Origin of the sequence: Paenibacillus sp. Soil787, assembly GCF_001429545.1 — a bacterium.
Classification (GTDB): domain Bacteria; phylum Bacillota; class Bacilli; order Paenibacillales; family NBRC-103111; genus Paenibacillus_E.
Genome location: NZ_LMSP01000006.1, coordinates 117,403 through 136,173 on the forward strand (window position 1 = coordinate 117,403; position 18,771 = coordinate 136,173).

Consider the following 18,771-nt stretch of genomic DNA (forward strand, 5'->3'; position numbering starts at 1 on the left):
GTAAAGGAGTCCTTTTATGATTCAAAGAAGACCTTGGCACGGTGTGGAGTGGTCCCTTTTTATCGTATTGACCGGTTCTACGTTGCTTGGCCTGCTTTATGCGCTTCTGCATATGCAAGAGCATGAACTAACGACCAACATCCAAACAATATTGGCCATCCTCCTGTCTTATGGCGCTCCATTTCTATTCTGGAGACCGAATTACATCAACTCAACTTTCTATCCGATTGCCGTGCTGCTGACAGGTATTCCTCTACAACTCTATCTTTCATGGATGCAGCAGGATGCGTACCTTACTATTAATTGCCCATTAATGGTCATCGGATTCCTTACCGACCGAAAAAATGCTTGGTGGACCGCACCCATATTCATGGTGGCTATGCCTGTTGAGTATTATTTCATCCTGCATAGCGGGATGGGGGTTGGCCAGTTATTTAGCATTATCTTAAATGCTGTGCTGTTCTTTGCCATTGGCCTTAGCTTACAACGGGTTGTGACTTCGAATGAGAAGACCGAAAAACTTTTAGCCGAGAACCAACGTCAGTATCATTTAATCCATGAGCAAAATAACGCATTAGAACAGTACGCCAACCAAATCGAACAGCTTACGCTGCTTGAGGAGCGCAACCGGATGGCACGTGAATTACACGATACGGTGGGTCATACGTTTACCTCCGTCATCATGGGGATGGACGCTGTGTCCTACCTCATCGAAACTGCGCCAGACAAAGCCAAAGAAAAGCTGGACGTCCTGCGCAGCGTAACCCGTGGTGGACTCGAAGAAGTACGCCGCAGCATTCATCAGATGGTTCCCGAGGGCGATATGCTGCTCTCCCAACAGTTGACGAGACTGGCCAACGAATTTGCCCTTCATACCGGAACCCAAATACGATTCACGACCGTAGGTGAGGAATTCGAAATTCCGAAACAAACCAAACTTTCGCTCATTCGCTGTCTGCAGGAATCACTGACCAATGCCAAACGGCATGGCCGTGCTACCACCGTAGAAGTTACACTAACTTATGCCAATGATCTAGTCGACATTCGCATTGAGGACGATGGCATCGGTACGGAGCAGCTGAAAGTTGGCTTTGGTATCAACGCCATGCAGGAACGCATATTTGCTCTGCAGGGTACGCTGCAGGTAAGTTCCACATTAGGTCAAGGTACTATCGTCCATTGTTCCATTCCTGCCAAACGCTCGCCGTCATTGTAAATTCTTTCCCGTTGGAAGTACTGGGTGGTACAATGTGTGTACGCAAACTCAAGCAGCACTTTCGATGCCAGTTTTTCTGGCGAAAAACTCAAGTAACGCTTTCGATGCCAGTTTTTCTGGCGAAAAACTCAGGTAACGCTTTCGGAGCCAGTTTTTCTGGCGAAAAACTCTAAGGAGGACCAAGCATGAACACGACACCGCTTAAACTTCTTCTGGTCGATGATCAGGATTTAATAAGAGAAAGCCTGCACATCGTACTTGATATGGACCCTGAAATTCACGTCGTCGGTTTGGCCGAGAATGGTCATATAGCTCTAAAGCAGTGCGAAGAACAGCAGCCTGACGTGGTACTCATGGACATTCATATGCCTGTCATGGACGGTGTCGAAGCAACCCGCCAAATCAAGGCCGCATGGCCTCAGATTCGCGTCATTATCCTGACTACCTTCCAGGAAATCATCTATGTCATGGATGCCCTAGGAGCGGGTGCTGAAGGCTATTTGCTCAAAGCCATTCATCCGAAGGATCTGGCTGCCGGTATCAAATGGGTGCATCAAGGCGGTACACTCATCCCGCAAGATATCGCCAAAATGCTCGTCCAGCAAGCGAGAGGCGCCGCAGATAGCACATCTCAGGGTGCCGGAATCAAAGCTGTAGAAGAGCAGGTTCGGGCCGATGCATATGGACTCAGCGAGCGTGAAGTGCAAGTACTGCACTGTATCGCCGATGGCCTCAATAACAGAGAAATTGCCGAAAAGCTGTTCTTATCCGAAGGCACCGTGAAGAACTATATTTCCAGCATATACTCGAAAATGGACGTCCGAGACCGCGTGCAAGCATCCAAGAAGGCTCATGAGGAAGGGATGCTGTAGATTTTCAGCCGCACTAAGAAACGGAAAAACCGCTCTTCGACTAGGAAGAAGCGGTCTTTTGTTCTTTTTAACTATCCGAAAAGCTTCTCCAGTAACGACTTCTTTCGTTTCCGAATCTTTTTGTAGCTTTTCACTCTGGAATATGTCGGCTCTTCATCAACCGGTTCAGACAGCTCATTTGAATAGAGAGTCAACTGTTGGGATTCCTTATGCAGAACTTCGGCATCCATGTCCGTCGGCTGCTGCAGTACAACGATCCCGTTTGCCAACTGCTCATGGAGCTTATGTTCAATTTGATATTTAAATTGCCGCAGCAATTGTTCTTGTTGTTTGTTCTGGAGTTCAAAATGCGCATGAAGCTGCGTTTGAAGATCCGCTACCTGCTGGGAGAGGAGCACAACGGCTTTTTGCAGAGAATGAAGATGCTCTGTACCGATGGGTTCGTGCATTTCAAATTCCTGAAAGTCCTCTCCATTCTTAGCTAACAGTGCATACAGTTCCGCCGCCGTAATGAGATCCTCTTTCTTCATGTGCTCCCCTCCAATCCGTACATACTAGGCTCCGCAGCATCGCGCGCTCACCTGCTCCTTCTATTGTACATGATGTGTATGAATTGTTCACCTTTTGATTCTGTGAGTTAGGAGTAAATCAAACATGCAAATCGAATCCCATCTTAAAAAGAAACAGCGAGTACTAGATAATTTCCTAATTCCATTCATCAAATCGCGTTCCTTTCCTTATCTGTGGCTCAGCCAACTCATCTCCATGCTCGGCGGTTCTGTTACTACCGTTATTTTGCCCATGGTTGTTTATTCCCTAACAGGTTCAACCACAATGATGGGCATCGTTATGGCTGCTTATATGCTCCCTTACATAATCATACTCCCCTTTTCCGGCTGGATCGTCGATCGTTATGATCGCGTTAAAATTATGATGTTCTCTGATATCGTCCGATTCATCACCATGTTAGCCATCGCGGTGCTTATTTTCACTAACACCTTATCCATCCATGCTTTATTCGGACTTGTTGGCATCTATGGCCTTATGGAAGGCCTTTTTCATCCTGCGTATTCAGCTGTACGCGCCACCGTATTCACACCCGAAATTCGCAATGCAGCTAACGCTCTGACACAAATGAGCAATCAAGGCGTCCGACTCATCGGCCCCGTCCTTGGTGGACTGCTGATCTCCTCCCTATCCGCCAGTTACGGCTTTGGATTAGATGCGCTGACCTATCTATTTTCCTTTCTATGCCTGCTATTTTTGGTAAAAAAATCACTTTATGCACCAATCATCAAACAAATTGCAGATCAACCCTCGACTTCGTTGAAGAGTGAATTTCTAGAAGGCATTAAGATCCTCAAAGGTCATCCTTGGCTTTGGATAACGATCCTTGCCTTTTCGTTCATTAATATTAGCTATAGTGGAATTAGTGTCATTCTGGTTCCATGGTTATTCAAAGTACATCTACAACTGGATCCCTTGATGTATGGGATCGGGATTACTTGCTCCGGTCTTGGGGCCATCGTTGCAGCACTCATTTTTGGCTCGAGGGCAAAATGGCCTCATCGAGGTCTACTCGCTTACGGCTCTGTACTCCTTAGCGGTGTGGCATTGCTGCTCTTGCCTTTCACCTCTTCAGCGGTCATTCTAGCTTTACTGATGGCTGTAGAAGGCTTTGGACTTATGATCTTCGGTCTTATCTGGGAAACCAGCTTACAGGAGCTTGTACCGGCAGAAGCCTTCGGCCGAGTGGCCAGTCTGGATCTCTTAGGGTCTTTCGCCCTGCTGCCTGTGAGTTATTTCCTTATCGGCTTAATTGCTGATGAGATTGGCGGGATCACGACTATCACATTATTCGCTTCGATTGGCATCGCCATTGTTGCTAGTGTGCTCTGCGTGCCGGCTATTCGTCGGTTTCAGTGACTGGTTAGGACATCTTATGGAACCGCGAAAGGGAACGTCGATGCGTTATTTTGCTTAATAATCGCTATAATGCTAGCATGGCGGAACGTCAGTGCGTTGATTTCAATATTGGGAGCCGTATTTCAATCTAAATGGTAAAACAACGGATCCACGTTCCCTTTAGTGTTCAAAAAGTAGAAATTTCGATAAATAGAGCATCGTCGTTCCTCTTGCTACGTCCGAGCCCAGTAGACGTTGGATAGATAAGATACTCCCACTGCACTGCTATTGTTCGACGACAACTAAATCAGGGTCCAAGGATAAACGACTCCGTCGTCCTTCTGGGACGAGCGCGTATGTCAAGGTAGATGCGAAGCAAAAGTATAAACTTATACTTTCTGCTTTGAAAATTAAAAATTTTCATTCATCAGTGGTGCCGCAACGCGGCATGAAAGTCTTATCAACAAAAAAAGGAAGAAACCCAAACCAAGGGTTCCTTCCTTTTCTACATCTTTATGGTAAATTCGATGATCCCATCAAATACCGATCCACTTCACGAGCCGCTGCGCGGCCTTCGTTGATCGCCCAGACCACTAGACTTTGCCCACGTCGCATGTCACCGGCAGCGAAGACACCGTCCACGCTCGTCGCAAACTTGCCGTAGTCCGCTTTCGCGTTGGAACGCTCGTCTTTGACGACGCCGAGTTGATCCAGCACCGTGTTCTCCGGTCCTGTGAAGCCCATCGCGATCAGTACCAGCTGAGCTGGGTATACTTTCTCGCTGCCCGGAACCTCCACTGGAACGAACGCACCCTTCTCGTTCTTCTGCCACTCGATGAGCACCGTGTGCAGTTCCTTCAAGTTGCCATTCTCATCCCCCACGAATTTCTTCGTGTTAATTAAGTATTGGCGCGGATCTTCGCCTTGCACGGCAGCCGCTTCTTGTTGACCGTAGTCCACTTTGTGGACTTTCGGCCATTCCGGCCAAGGATTGTTCGCTGGACGTGTGTCCGGCGATTTCGGCATGATCTCAAACTGCGTAACACTCTTCGCTTTGTGACGCAAAGATGTGCCCACGCAGTCTGTACCCGTGTCCCCGCCGCCGATGATGATAACATCCTTACCTTCGGCGGAAATGAATGCGCCGTCAGCGTGCTCGGAATCCAGCAAGCTCTTCGTGTTCTTGCTCAGGAATTCCATGGCCAAGTGGACGCCGCCTAGCTCACGCCCCTCGATCGGAAGATCGCGGCCTTTTGTCGCACCACCGCACAGAACGATGGCATCGAACTCTTCTTGCAGCTTCTCGATCGGATAGTTCACACCGACATGAGCGCCGGTAACGAATGTAATACCCTCGGCTTCCAGTAGGTCTACACGACGCTGGACGTACTTCTTATCCAGCTTCATGTTCGGGATACCGTACATGAGCAGTCCGCCCACGCGGTCTGCACGCTCATACACGGTTACCCAATGTCCGGCTTTGTTCAGCTGCGCTGCTGCAGCGAGTCCGGATGGGCCCGAGCCTACGACAGCAACTTTTTTACCTGTGCGCACTTCCGGAGGCTCAGGTGTAAGCCAGCCTTCATCGAAGCCTTTATCAATAATGGCTTTCTCGATGCTTTTGATCGTAACCGGTGTATCCTTCAGACCTACCGTACAAGATCCCTCGCATGGCGCCGGGCATACGCGTCCTGTGAACTCAGGGAAGTTGTTCGTCTTATGCAGACGGTCCAGAGCCTCTCTCCATTGACCGCGGTATACCAAATCATTCCATTCCGGAATGAGGTTATTCACTGGGCAACCAGCGGCCATGCCGCTGATCAACGCCCCTGTGTGACAGAATGGAATCCCGCAATCCATACATCTTGAGCCTTGCGTCTGTAATTTATCTTCCGTCAGCGGCGTCGCAAACTCCTTCCAATGTCCAATCCGGACTAGGGGAGCAGTTTCAGTCGCCACTTCACGACGATGTTCTATGAAACCAGTTGGTTTACCCATTAACGTTTAATCCCTCCTGAGAGTTTTCCCGAGAAAACTTACTTCGTAAGCATGTGCTGAGTTTTTCGCTAGAAAAACGGACATCGGAAGCATCATACTGTTTTGCATAAACAAAACATACTTCGTCAGCATCTGATCTGATTCGTTAGTTTCCGCCGACACGAGAAACGTCCCTCATATTCGCCTCGAAAGCAACCATGATCGCTTCTTGTTGGCTTAGACCGGAGCGTTTCACCTTTTCGATAGCATCAAACATCCGTTTGTAGTCCTTCGGTATAACCTTCACGAACTTCCAAACATACTCATCCCAGTGCTGAATAACATGGTGGGCAACGCTGCTATCCGTAAATGTGGCATGGTGCTGAATCATCGTTTTCAGTTCGTTCATTTCATACGTTTCTTCCAACTGCTCTAGGTAAACCATTTCTTTGTTCACCTTGCTTGAGAAGTCCCCCTTCTCATCCAGCACATAGGCGATACCGCCTGACATACCTGCTGCGAAGTTGCGTCCCGTAGAACCGAGGACAACAACACGTCCGCCCGTCATGTATTCACAACCATGGTCACCTACACCTTCGACAACCGCTCGCACGCCGCTGTTTCTTACGCAGAAACGCTCGCCTGCAATACCCCGGATGTAAGCATCCCCGTCGGTTGCGCCATAGAACGCGGTATTACCAATAATTACGTTGTCTTCGGGAACAAAGTTCGACTTACTGGAAGGGAAGATAGCCAGCTTACCACCGGATAATCCTTTACCAACGTAGTCATTCGCATCGCCTTCGAGCGAAAGCGTGATTCCTTTCGGTACGAAAGCACCGAAGCTTTGTCCTGCAGAACCATTAAAGTGAAGACGGATGGTATCGTGAGGTAAGCCGTCCACCCCGTGACGACGTGTAACTTCACTGCCTACAATCGTTCCGACAACACGGTTGACGTTCGTAATTGGCAGGATGGCATGGACATGCTCCTTGCGCTCAATAGCAGGCTCACAAATAGCGAGCAGCTTCGTTACGTCCAAAGAGCGATCCAAACCATGATCCTGCGCCATTTGGCAGAAACGGCCCACATGCTCGCCCATCTCTGGTTGATGCAGTAGCGGCGATAAATCGACGCCCTTTGCTTTCCAATGCTCGACAGCTTGCTTAGACTCAAGCACATCTGTGCGGCCGACCATCTCTTCAATGGTGCGGAAGCCAAGCTCAGCCATCATCTCACGCACATCCTGCGCGATGAAGGTCATGAAATTGACCACATGCTGCGGGTCTCCGGCAAATTTCTTGCGAAGCTCCGGATTTTGCGTAGCAACCCCAACCGGACAGGTATCCAGATGGCACACGCGCATCATCACGCAGCCAATGGTAATGAGCGGAGTTGTAGCGAAGCCGAACTCCTCAGCCCCAAGCAGGGCAGCTACGACAACGTCGCGCCCCGTCATAAGCTTGCCGTCTGTCTCGACGACGATACGGCTGCGCAGGTTGTTGAGCACGAGCGTCTGATGCGTCTCCGCCAGACCGAGCTCCCACGGCAGTCCCGCGTGACGAATACTCGTCTGCGGCGACGCGCCTGTTCCTCCGTCGTAGCCGGAGATGAGGACAACGTCCGCTTTCCCTTTGGCTACGCCGGCAGCGATGGTGCCAACGCCGACTTCGGATACCAGCTTCACGCTGATCCGTGCCCGCGGGTTGGCATTCTTGAGATCGTGGATCAGCTCAGCTAGATCCTCGATCGAATAAATATCGTGATGCGGCGGCGGCGAGATTAAGCCTACGCCTGGCGTAACACCGCGAACCTCGGCCACCCAAGGGTACACCTTGGTTCCCGGGAGCTGACCGCCCTCGCCGGGCTTCGCGCCCTGCGCCATCTTGATCTGAATCTCGTCAGCATTGACGAGATAGTGGCTTGTGACGCCGAAGCGGCCGGACGCCACCTGCTTGATTGCGCTGCGGCGAAGGTCGCCGTTCGCATCCGGCGTGAAGCGCTCCGGATGCTCGCCGCCCTCGCCGGTGTTGCTCTTGCCGCCGATGCGGTTCATCGCAATCGCAATCGTCTCATGCGCTTCTTTACTGATAGAGCCGTAGGACATGGCTCCCGTCTTGAAGCGCTTAAAGATCGACTCGATCGGCTCCACCTCTTCGATCGGGATCGGTTGCCTTGCTTCCTTGAAGCTTAGAAGCCCGCGCAAAGCCATATATTTCTCATCCTCACGTTTGATGAGCTTCGAGAAATTCTTATACATCGCGTAGTTGTTCGTACGAACGGCTGATTGTAAAGCATGCACCGTTTCCGGTGTATAGAGATGATCTTCTCCATCTCGGCGCCACTGCAGATCACCACCCGTATCGAGCACCTTATCGCGTCCCTCTTGCTCGGAGAAAGCACGATTGTGGCGGATCAAAGCTTCCTTAGCCACAATATCGATACCAATCCCGCCAACAGGTGTGTGTGTCCATGTGAAATACGAATCGATGAGCTCTTGGCTAAGTCCAATCGCTTCGAAAATTTGCGCCCCACGATAACTCTGGATCGTGGAGATACCCATTTTCGCCAGGACTTTAACAACGCCCTTCGTCACCGCTTTAATGTAGTTATACGTCGCTTTCTCAATATCAACGCCAACAAGTTGCTTGCGCGCTATCATGTCGTCTAACGTTTCCAACGCGAGATACGGGTTAATAGCTCCTGCGCCATAACCGAGCAGCAAAGCAAAATGGTGCACTTCACGCGGTTCACCCGACTCTACTAGCAAGCTAACTTTGGTCCGTGTGCCTTGGCGAATCAAATGGTGATGAAGACCCGAAGTCGCAAGTAAAGCCGGAATCGGCGCCTTACGGCTATCCACGCCGCGGTCTGAAAGAATTAATAGAGATGCGCCTTCCACAATGGCTTGATCAGCCGCAGCATAAAGGGCTTGCATAGCACTTTCCAGACCAACTGTGCCTTCAGCCGCCTCGAATAGCGTAGGCAAGGTAACTGTTTTGAAGCCATCGCGCTTAATATGACGCAGCTTCGCCAACTCTTTATTAGAAAGAAACGGTGATTGCAAACGTATTTGTCGACAGCTCTCCGGTTCAGGATTAATCAGGTTGCGCTCAGGACCGATTGTCGTGCCTTGAGCTGTAATGATTTCTTCGAAATTCGCATCGATCGGCGGGTTGGTCACCTGCGCAAACAATTGCTTGAAATAGTTATACAACAGCTGCGGTCGATCGGAAAGCACAGCTAGCGGTGCATCCGTACCCATTGAACCAATGGGGTCTACACCCGTTTTGGCCATTGGCTCTAGTGTCTTACGCAGTTGTTCGAAAGTATAACCAAATGCATGCTGACGCTGCAGTACCGTGTCATGGTCGGAACCGAGCACGACCGGCGCATCTTCCAAATCTTCAAGGGAAACCAGGTGCTCGTTCAGCCAATCGCGGTAAGGCTGTTCGCCAGCGATGCGGCTTTTGATTTCCTCATCAGTCACGATGCGGCCTTCTACCGTATCTACTAGCAGCATGCGTCCCGGTCTGAGACGATCTTTGTACAAAATGCGCTCCGGCTCAATATCTAAGACACCAACTTCCGAAGCCAGTACAATGAAGTCGTCGGTAGTTACATAGTAACGCGATGGCCGCAAGCCATTACGGTCGAGGATTGCTCCAATTTGACTGCCATCTGTGAAAGCAATGGCTGCTGGACCATCCCAGGGCTCCATCAGTGTACTGTGGTACTCGTAGAAAGCTTTCTTCTCATCATCCATCGTTTCGTGTTTGGACCAAGGTTCCGGCACCATCATCATGGCTGCATGCGGCAGCGAACGTCCAGAAAGCATAAGGAATTCTAATGTATTATCAAACATTTGTGAATCGGAACCATCGGTATCAATGACAGGAAGAATGCGTTTGAAATCTTCGCCGAATAATTCGGTTTCGCACATAGCCTGACGGGCATGCATCCAGTTCACATTGCCGCGCAGGGTATTAATTTCACCATTATGAATCAAATAACGGTACGGATGTGCACGTTTCCAGCTAGGGAATGTGTTCGTACTAAAGCGGGAGTGAACGAGTGCGAGTGCGGAGTCTACTTTGTCATCTTGTAATTCCAAGTAATAAGCGTCCACTTGCTCAGGCGTTAACATACCTTTATATACAATCGTTCTGCTAGACAAGCTAGAATAGTAAAATTGCGAATCATCATGGGATAATTTGATAGCGTTTTCAGACAGTTTACGAATCATATATAGCTTACGCTCAAAATCTAAATTGCTTGTAACATCCTCACTTTGACCGATAAAGACTTGGCGTACAAACGGCTCTGCAGACTTAGCGGAATCTCCCAAAGAACTGTTGTCCGTTGGAACGGTTCTCCATCCGAGGAATTGCTGCCCTTCTTGTTTGACAATTCGCTCAATTATACTCTCACATGCTTGGCGCGCCTCCAAATCCTGAGGTAAATAGACCATACCGACACCATAGCTGCCAGCAGCAGGGAGCTTTATATTTTCTTCCTCACAAGCGAACTGAAGATACGTATCCGGGATTTGCATCAATAAGCCTGCCCCGTCACCCGTATTCGGTTCACTGCCTTGACCACCGCGGTGCTCTAAATTACAAAGGACACGAAGCGCCTGCTTGACGATTTCATGTGATTTGACACCTTTGATATTGGCGACAAAGCCAATACCGCAAGCATCACGCTCAAACCCCGGATCGTACAATCCCTGTTTGGGAGGTAATCCAATTTTAGTCATGTTGTGCAACCTTTCTTTTCTCGTTTTTGGTTGTACTCTTCGTCCTTGTGGACGGACGCACGCGTTAAAGCGCTAAAAAGTGATGACGCGCGAATGCCTATTCCATCAAAACCCGCAATTATTAGATGAAATATTCTCAATATTTTTTATATTATATTAACACTTGATATCTTATAGTTCAATTTAAAAATAATTAATATGAAAAGGTTTTCAATATAGTAGATTCCATGCGTTACAATCACCGCTGTCCGATATCCATTTCGTCTTGCCATCCCATATCACAGCACCTAAAATAATGTTACAATTACTAGGAGTTACATGGGAATATTTCCAAGTAAAGTTAACTTTCCATCTCATTAGAAAACCGCAAAAAACGTGACAGAAAGTTTCTTATTCATTGGCCCATGATAGCAAACTTTCTATGTTTCATGCTATGATAGCTTATACCGCTGCAATGAACATACATCCAGATTCCACAGCCTAGGAGGAACTCTGTTTTGAGTATACAGCATACCTTTTCAACCGGAACGATCTGGGAGCCTCTTTATCAATGGCAAATGAAGGCCCATCCGATTGAAGTTGAGCTTTTCCGGTCGCAGCCAGTTCGCCGTCTGAAGTTTCTGCATCACTTCGGGGCATCTGCGCTTTTTTCACCAATGACACATTCCCGTTTTGAACATACCGTAGGCGTCTGGTCATTGATGGCTCATTTTCGCCCAGATGAACCTCATCTGCGTATTGCTGCGCTTCTACATGATATTGGACACTTGCCATTCTCCCATGCGGTTGAGAGAACACTTGGGTTCGATCATCATCAGCAAACGGAGCAATTGATCAGGCGCGGCGTCGTTGCTGATATTCTCATCAAGCACGGCATTTCTCCACCGTCGATTGTGGATATTTTGAATCAAGACAGCCCTCTTACGAATAAAACAACGCTGCTCGGGCTCGATCATCTTGATAGCTTTCTGAGAGATACTTATTACGCCGGACAACAAGTACGTCCACCCTCTGAGATTGTCAAAGGGCTTCGCTTACGCGGTCACTATGTGGAGGCTGATGAAGATACGGCTGCTGCGCTCGTACATGCGGTTGTCGAGGACCACCGGCTCTTTCTGAACCCGCAGTTCCTTGCGATGGATGCTCTGCTGGCCAAGGCCGTTGCTCATCACTGCGAGTCGAATCCCGGCATGAAGGAACGTATTCCTTCCCTTATGGATCATGAATTGATCCAGGAACTTTTGCAAAGCAATAATGCGATTTCCAGGGAAATCATCCATGTGTTGATGTACGAGCCTGAGCGGATTCAAATCACAGGGGAGCCTGTTCCAGGCAGTATAGAAGTCAAAATTCGAAAGCTTTACAAGAAACAGCCACTGATCGGCGATAAGCTCGCCTCAGAAGCAAGCTTCCAATCCGCCGTCAAACTGGCAGAGCTCGATAGCATGAACGCCACTTACTTTTTTACCATTTAAATACTTACATTTATTTCATCCGCAGAGGGGAATGGCCCAGCTTGGCAAAATTGTATTTCCGTTATGGCACAATGAACAGTGGTAAATCCATTGAAGTTTTACGTGTCGCTCACAATTATGAAGAACAAGGTAAGAAAGTACTGCTCCTCACGTCCGTTGTGGATGATCGTTTTGGGGTTGGTAAAGTTGTCTCCAGAATCGGCATGCAAAAGGTCGCTACCGTGGTAGACAAGGACTTGGATATGATTGCACTCGCGAGCACAGAACGCCCAAACTGCATTTTGGTTGACGAAGCGCAGTTTTTGAATAAAGAGCAGGTTGCTCAATTAATTGAAATTGTGGATGAATTAGATATTCCCGTTATTGCTTATGGGCTCAGGGCTGATTTCATGGGGCAATTATTCGAAGGTAGCGATGCCTTATTAGCTGTAGCTGACACGATTGAGGAGATCAAAACCGTTTGCTGGTACTGCGACAAAAAAGCGATTATGAATATGCGCTGCAAAGACGGGGAACCGATCTTCCACGGGGAACAGATACAAATTGGCGGTAATGAAAGCTATGTGCCTGTGTGTCGTAAATGTTATGCATCTAAGCGGAAGTCTTCACAAATTTAAAGGCTATACCTATCTATAGATCACAAAGATATGGTTTTATTAAGAAAGGTGAGTTCCTTGCGAAAAAAACGGATTTTGCTCTTATCCGAGGGCTTCGGGAAAGGTCACACACAAGCGGCTCACGCGCTTTCAGTGGAGCTAAGACAAAGCTCATCTGAAATTATCACACGAGTGATCGAGCTTGGCGCTTTTTTGCATCCTACCTTAGCACCTTGGATCTTTTCGGCATACCGCCGCACGGTTACATCACAACCCAAACTCTATGGTATGCTTTACCGTAATCAATATGAAAAGTCGCCTAACCGCGTTGCAGCGCTTATGCTGCATCGTATTTTCTACTCCCAAACGAAAGCAATTATCAAGCAGCTTAAACCAGATATCATCGTTTGCACGCATCCTTTTCCGAGCATTATCGTCTCTCGTCTCAAAAGAGCTGGACTTGCTGTTCCACTCTTCACCGTCATCACCGATTATGACGTTCATGGCACTTGGATTGATCCCGCAGTGGATAAATATTTGGTTTCAACACCATTGGTGAGAGAACGCATGATAGGCCGCGGCGTGCCGGAAACGCATGTTGAAGTCACAGGGATTCCTGTGCATCCTAATTTCCGTTTGGAACATAGCAAAGAGCAGATTCGCCAAGAGTTTGGTCTACAAGCAATGCCCACTGTTATGGTCATGGGCGGCGGTTGGGGTGTATTTAAAAAGGAAGAAAAGGAAGAACTGCTGACGTATTTGGCAAGCTGGAGCAAGGATATCCAGCTTCTAATCTGCCTGGGGACGAATGAAAAAGCGCGTCAACAACTGCTCGAGGAAGACGTGTTCCGGCAGCCTAACGTACATCTGATCGGTTACACAAGCGAGATTAACAAGCTGATGGACATCTCCGATCTGCTCATTACGAAGCCGGGCGGGATGACCTGTACAGAAGCGATGGCCAAAGGCATTCCGATGCTGTTCTACAGTCCCATTCCCGGTCAAGAGGAGAAGAACTGTGACTATTTTCAGGAACAGGGTTATGGTCAGAAAATTATTTCGTTAGAGATGATAGATCACTGGTTCAAATTGCTGCTTGAACAGTATCCAGAACTAGTGAAACGTAGAATGGATATCCGTAACCATCAAAAATATACGGCGCAAGACTGCTCCGCGGCGATCATTCAATATTTAAAGTTATCGGAGAAGCGCCCTTATATGCAGGCATCAACAACAACACCGCTCATACAATGGTATTAACCATGTATAGGGCGGTGTTTTATTTATGGATCCCCTTCACCGATTTGGCAAGCAGTTCATTTTCACTTATTTGCTTATCTGGTTCGTCGGCAGCCTCTGGATGATGGCTGTGCTTGGCAGCGGCTCTGTTCAGGGAAAGCTATTCGGTGTAGATGTAAATCTATATCATGAGTATGTGAGCTTTGGATTTGCAGGAGCTTTGGGCGGGGCGCTGTATGGACTGCGCATGTTTCATGAGCATTACCACGACCTCACTAATCAGTGGGTATATTGGTACCTGATGCGTCCAATCCTATGCTTCGGATCAGCGATTATTACCATTGTCTTATTCGAGAGCGGCATTCTGCTGCTGCAAGTCGGGGACTCGATGGCCGCCCGTATCAGTGTGGCCTTTCTAACCGGATATGGGTACGGGAAATTCATGGAGAAGATTCGTGCATTGACGAATACGTTTTTTAATGGCAGTGGGAATGGGAGCAGTAACGGAAACGGAAATAACGGCGGTGATCAGCCGAAGGCCTAATAGAATTGTGCAAAAGACATGTTGCCGCCGCAGCATGTCTTTTTTTGCTCAAAATCACCAAAAAAACTGAATCGTTCCAAATTTATATTGAATTGGATTGGGTTAATTGGAGATTATAATTTTGTCACCTACTTGTATGAAGGAGAGAACCATGAGAATATTCTTGATTTTGTGTATATGTCTATTTTTGATACAGCCCGCTGTTAATGCTAGTTCTGTCCCTAAGAAAGATCGAGCTTATTATGAGACGCGCGGAGAAATCGTTTGGGAAGTAACCACCGATGAAAAAGTCATTGCACTAACGTTCGACGATGGTCCTCACCCTGAGTACACACCTCAGATCCTGGAACTGCTTAAACAGTATGAGGCTAAAGCCACTTTTTTCGTTGTAGGTAATAAAGTAAAGCTTTATCCTGATGTTCTAAATCAAACCATACGTGAGGGCCATGAGATAGCTAATCATACATATACCCACGCCTATCTGAGCAAAAAAAACAACATCAAAAAAGAAATTAATAAAACAGAGGAACTTATCTATGACACAACTGGAAAGCGGTGCCTATTGTTTCGCCCACCTGGAGGGTTCTATAACGAGCGGCTTGTAGCTACTGTCCGAGCAGAAGGTTATAAGATGATAATGTGGAGTTGGCAATTGGATACAAAGGATTGGAGCACACCAGGGGTCAACAAAATTGTAGATCGCGTATTAAAGAATGCGAAAAACGGAAATATTGTGTTATTTCATGACTATATTGAAGGTCCTACAGACACCATAGCAGCCTTGAAGATCATTTTGCCAGAATTAAAAAATAGGGGGTATCAACTAGTTACCGTTTCACAGCTTCTAAACTATAACAAGGTTCTTCCTGCAAAAATTAATTAGACATAGAAATGCCTAAATCTAAAAAGTGATTTGATTGGAATGGAGTGCATTGCGATGGCACAGTTTAAGCTACGTTATTGTTTGATACTTTGTACGCTGCCTGTTTTGTTCGGATTCACAGTATCCGCTGGTGATTCCGTCATGACCGAGATTATGAATGAAGCTCCAAAAAAGCGAATCTTACCTATTTCCGCCAGAATAGATCGTGTTGACGGTGCAATCCCTGGTTACAACGGTCTGGAAGTCGATATTCAAAAGACATACGAAATGAACAAGAATAACCTTGGCGGAAGAGCTATTCATTATGTTTATAAGGAAATACCGCCGGAGATTCATCTTAACCAGTTGGGAGCAGCCCCCATTTATCGAGGTAACCCTCAAAAACCTATGGTTTCGTTCATGATTAATGTGGCATGGGGAAATGAATATCTCCCTCTGATTCTCGATACACTGGACAAGCATCATGTGAAAACAACTTTCTTCCTTGACGGATCTTGGCTTAAAAAAAATGTGATCACGGCCAAACAAATCCTGAGCCGCGGCCATGAATTATCCAATCATGCTTATTCTCATAAAAACATGAGCCAATTAAGCAATAGCCAAGCCTACCAAGAAATCTCGAGAACCGAGAAACTGCTCTCACAAGAACTGCAAGTAAAAAACCGATGGTTTGCTCCACCGTCGGGTGATTTCGATAAAGAGACTGTTGAAGTTGCTCAAAGTATGAAGCTGAATACGGTGTTGTGGACGCTAGATACGATAGATTGGAGAAATCCAAGCCCGCAATCCATTGTTCAAAAAATAAATACAAAAGTGGACAAAGGATTCTTAATCCTCATGCATCCTACTCGATCAGCAAGTAAAGCCTTGGACGGCATGATAACCGCTGTCAAGAATAAAGGATTGCACGTAGGGACTGTAAGTGATGTATTATCTACAAATCGGGTTCCAGTTGGTGAACAGTACTTTGGGACCGAATAATGCGGGACTTTTGAGGAGTTACAGAACGCGCTTAGCCTGGACAAAGCGCTCTTTCCAAGAACTATTCAATTCAGATATTGTGACTCCAATGCCAGGGCGGAAGGTATGCAGCATAAGACCGTTACCTAAGTACACCGCAACATGTCCGATACGGTCGATGCCGCTTTTAGTTTTTCTTTTGGGAGTGGTGAAAAATACGAGATCACCTTCACGTAGTTGATCGATGGCTACCTCTGTACCCAGCTGACTCTGCTGCCTTGAATCTCGCGGCAGCAACACCCCTTGACTGATAAAGATATATCTCAAGAAGGAAGAACAGTCGAAAGAGTCGGTTTGGTCCGACTTCGCCCCGAATACGTAGGGGGTTCCAAGAAAGCTAAATCCTTTCACAATGAGATGATCGGCTTTGCGTTTCCAGTTCGGCTCCTTTTGATCCGAATGGGCAAGCTGTTCAAAATGTGCGACGACTTTAGCTATTTCGGCGGCGGATATCTTTACATTCTTCGCATTTGGGACTGGATCATCTCCATCTTGGGTCTGATCTTGTGTGAGAGCGTTCTCATTCTCCTTCACGGCAGCCGTGCTGGACGACGACTTGGCAGGGGCTGGCCCTTGGTTCGGTTTACGCTCTTCAGCCTTTGATTTCGCTGAAGGCTCCGCCACTTCGCTGGCTGTACCTGCAGCCGATAATGCCATGTCCTCAGGATTTTTCATGGTAAAACCGATTAGTACCAAAAGAGCAAGAACTAGAGCGACAATCGCATATTTTGGGGCAAGCATGTGTAGCCTCCTATAGACAACTAGTATACCTATAGCATTCAATGGCCGATGACAAGGTTAGGGGGTATACATAATGGGATTTCATGGGTGATGAGGCAGCAACGAAGGATAAACGACTCCGTCGTCCTTCAGGGATGAGCGCGTTTGTCAAGGTAGATGCGAAGCAAAAGTATAAAACTTATACTTTCTTATCTACGAACAGCAAAGAAGCCTTTCCGTCAGCAGATCTCTGCTTCCGGAAAGGCTTCTACTTCATTTCAGTGCATTAAACGTATGCACCTTGTTCCAACTAACACCACCGCTAGCAGTGGTGTACATCACGCTTGGCTGCTCATTGTCATTCGTGATGAGCCAGCCTTGAGTTATGTCTGCCATTGCGAGCAGCAGCTCACCATAGCCTGTGAACGACTCCTTGCCGTTCACCCATGTCTTGCCGCCGTCCTTGGTCCACCCGACGGAGTTCGGCTTGTCGCAGCTTGGGCACTGCCCGCCCATATAAGCTACGTCTGGACTGACGACGTAGAGAGGCCCGGGCTTGGAACCCGTATTCTTCGGCCCCGTGTTCTCACCCGCAGGGAAGCCAGGGGCTGGTCCACCACCTGCGGTGCTGTTTGCCAGAACCGTCAGCCAGTTTTTCCCGCCGTCTTTCGTGTGAAACAACGAATACGAGGTTTGGGTCATCCCTGATTCGCCTATTAACTCAACCCATGCATCGTTTATACCCGCAGAACGAATAACGACACCGGTTAGCGAAGCTGCTGTTTTACGCGACATCACCTTATTCCATGTCTTACCGCCATCCTGTGTTCGCTGGACTTCAATAACATCCTTGACTTGTCTAACCGCCCATCCATTATTTTTATCATGGAAATAGGCGTCCCCCTTCGTTCCCTCAGGTACTGACAAGGAAGTCCATTTCACTCCTCCATCCACGGTGTGTGCATTTCCGCTAAATGCTTCCGTCTTCGATACAAAATGAAGGAACGCCTGATTCGGCACTTTACCAATGGATGTCCAGTGTTGGCCTCCATCCTTCGTACTTAGCAGTTTCCCTTCATCCGAGGCAACTGCCCAAGCATCTTGGCTATTCAGAGCGAACAACTGCTTAATGTCGCCTGTCCCTTCGTATTGAACTTTCCATTTCACACCGCCATCGTCTGTTCGTGCGATCCAACCTTTGCCGCCGATCCAGCCGGATTTGGCATCAGCCAGCCTTACCGCTGTTACCCCGTTCATTGATACCTTCGATGGCGTTTCATTACCTTTATTGGGAACCGCTGTCGAACCAGGAGTTGGCGTTTCAGCCGCCGTTGTCGGTTGTGGCGTGATCGTTGCACTAGGTGTCGGTGAATTTGAAGCATTCACTGTTCCGCTTGCTGTACCGGATGATTGACACCCTGTAAGTGCGAATACTGTTATTACCAAAAGTGTAAACGTTTTTCTCAACATCATCATAGCTCCCTTCATAACTAACCCTTCATCGATCTACCTTATAGACGTAACTTTCATAGGAAAAGTTGAGCCCTAGACAAAATAATAATTGG

The 18,771-nt window shown here is 47.8% G+C and carries 14 protein-coding genes; 9 read left to right on the plus strand and 5 right to left on the minus strand.

Annotation, left to right across the window (positions count from 1 at the left end; translation table 11 throughout):
- The first annotated feature begins 16 nt into the window (after window positions 1-16).
- Both ASG93_RS09135 and ASG93_RS09140 read left to right on the plus strand, forming a co-directional pair.
- Window positions 17-1,216, plus strand: a complete 1,200-nt coding sequence (locus tag ASG93_RS09135) for a sensor histidine kinase (RefSeq protein ID WP_056831054.1) — start codon at window positions 17-19, stop codon at window positions 1,214-1,216.
- A 185-nt stretch (window positions 1,217-1,401) separates the two neighbouring features.
- Window positions 1,402-2,088 (plus strand): response regulator, encoded by a 687-nt coding sequence (locus ASG93_RS09140; RefSeq protein WP_056831056.1) that lies wholly within the window; start codon window positions 1,402-1,404, stop codon window positions 2,086-2,088.
- A 71-nt stretch (window positions 2,089-2,159) separates the two neighbouring features.
- On the opposite strand, the gene ASG93_RS09145 is transcribed toward ASG93_RS09140, so the two are convergent.
- Complete coding sequence (locus tag ASG93_RS09145; RefSeq protein WP_056831059.1) at window positions 2,160-2,618, minus strand: hypothetical protein; 459 nt, start codon at window positions 2,616-2,618, stop codon at window positions 2,160-2,162.
- A gap of 124 nt (window positions 2,619-2,742) precedes the next feature.
- Here ASG93_RS09145 and ASG93_RS09150 point away from each other — a divergent pair, with 124 nt between their 5' ends.
- Window positions 2,743-4,014 (plus strand): MFS transporter, encoded by a 1,272-nt coding sequence (locus ASG93_RS09150; protein ID WP_056831061.1) that lies wholly within the window; start codon window positions 2,743-2,745, stop codon window positions 4,012-4,014.
- A gap of 492 nt (window positions 4,015-4,506) precedes the next feature.
- Here ASG93_RS09150 and ASG93_RS09155 read toward each other — a convergent pair whose 3' ends face one another.
- Entirely contained in the window at window positions 4,507-5,991 is a 1,485-nt protein-coding gene (locus ASG93_RS09155) for a glutamate synthase subunit beta (protein WP_056831063.1), read from the minus strand.
- A gap of 145 nt (window positions 5,992-6,136) precedes the next feature.
- Window positions 6,137-10,729: a glutamate synthase large subunit gene (gltB, locus tag ASG93_RS09160; RefSeq protein WP_056831065.1), complete on the minus strand. Its 4,593-nt coding sequence runs from the start codon at window positions 10,727-10,729 to the stop codon at window positions 6,137-6,139.
- A 497-nt stretch (window positions 10,730-11,226) separates the two neighbouring features.
- Between gltB and ASG93_RS09165 the strand changes: the two genes are divergently transcribed.
- The 6 genes from ASG93_RS09165 (at window position 11,227) to ASG93_RS09190 (ending at window position 16,447) form a co-directional block, all read left to right on the plus strand.
- A complete protein-coding gene (locus tag ASG93_RS09165; protein WP_082614806.1) occupies window positions 11,227-12,204 on the plus strand; it encodes an HD domain-containing protein in 978 nt (325 codons plus the stop codon).
- Between the two features lie 41 nt (window positions 12,205-12,245).
- Entirely contained in the window at window positions 12,246-12,821 is a 576-nt protein-coding gene (locus tag ASG93_RS09170) for a thymidine kinase (protein ID WP_056831067.1), read from the plus strand.
- Between the two features lie 57 nt (window positions 12,822-12,878).
- Entirely contained in the window at window positions 12,879-14,060 is a 1,182-nt protein-coding gene (locus ASG93_RS09175; protein ID WP_063891824.1) for an MGDG synthase family glycosyltransferase, read from the plus strand.
- Window positions 14,061-14,085: 25 nt separating this feature from the next.
- Window positions 14,086-14,583 (plus strand): hypothetical protein, encoded by a 498-nt coding sequence (locus ASG93_RS09180; protein WP_056831069.1) that lies wholly within the window; start codon window positions 14,086-14,088, stop codon window positions 14,581-14,583.
- A gap of 136 nt (window positions 14,584-14,719) precedes the next feature.
- Window positions 14,720-15,466, plus strand: a complete 747-nt coding sequence (locus ASG93_RS09185) for a polysaccharide deacetylase family protein (protein WP_056831179.1) — start codon at window positions 14,720-14,722, stop codon at window positions 15,464-15,466.
- A gap of 54 nt (window positions 15,467-15,520) precedes the next feature.
- A complete protein-coding gene (locus ASG93_RS09190; RefSeq protein WP_056831071.1) occupies window positions 15,521-16,447 on the plus strand; it encodes a polysaccharide deacetylase family protein in 927 nt (308 codons plus the stop codon).
- Window positions 16,448-16,465: 18 nt separating this feature from the next.
- On the opposite strand, the gene ASG93_RS09195 is transcribed toward ASG93_RS09190, so the two are convergent.
- Window positions 16,466-17,227 carry a C40 family peptidase gene (locus ASG93_RS09195; RefSeq protein ID WP_056831073.1) on the minus strand — a complete coding sequence of 254 codons (762 nt, stop codon included), beginning with the start codon at window positions 17,225-17,227 and terminating at the stop codon, window positions 16,466-16,468.
- A 252-nt stretch (window positions 17,228-17,479) separates the two neighbouring features.
- Window positions 17,480-18,694, minus strand: a complete 1,215-nt coding sequence (locus ASG93_RS09205) for a YCF48-related protein (RefSeq protein ID WP_056831077.1) — start codon at window positions 18,692-18,694, stop codon at window positions 17,480-17,482.
- Between the last annotated feature and the right edge of the window lie 77 nt (window positions 18,695-18,771).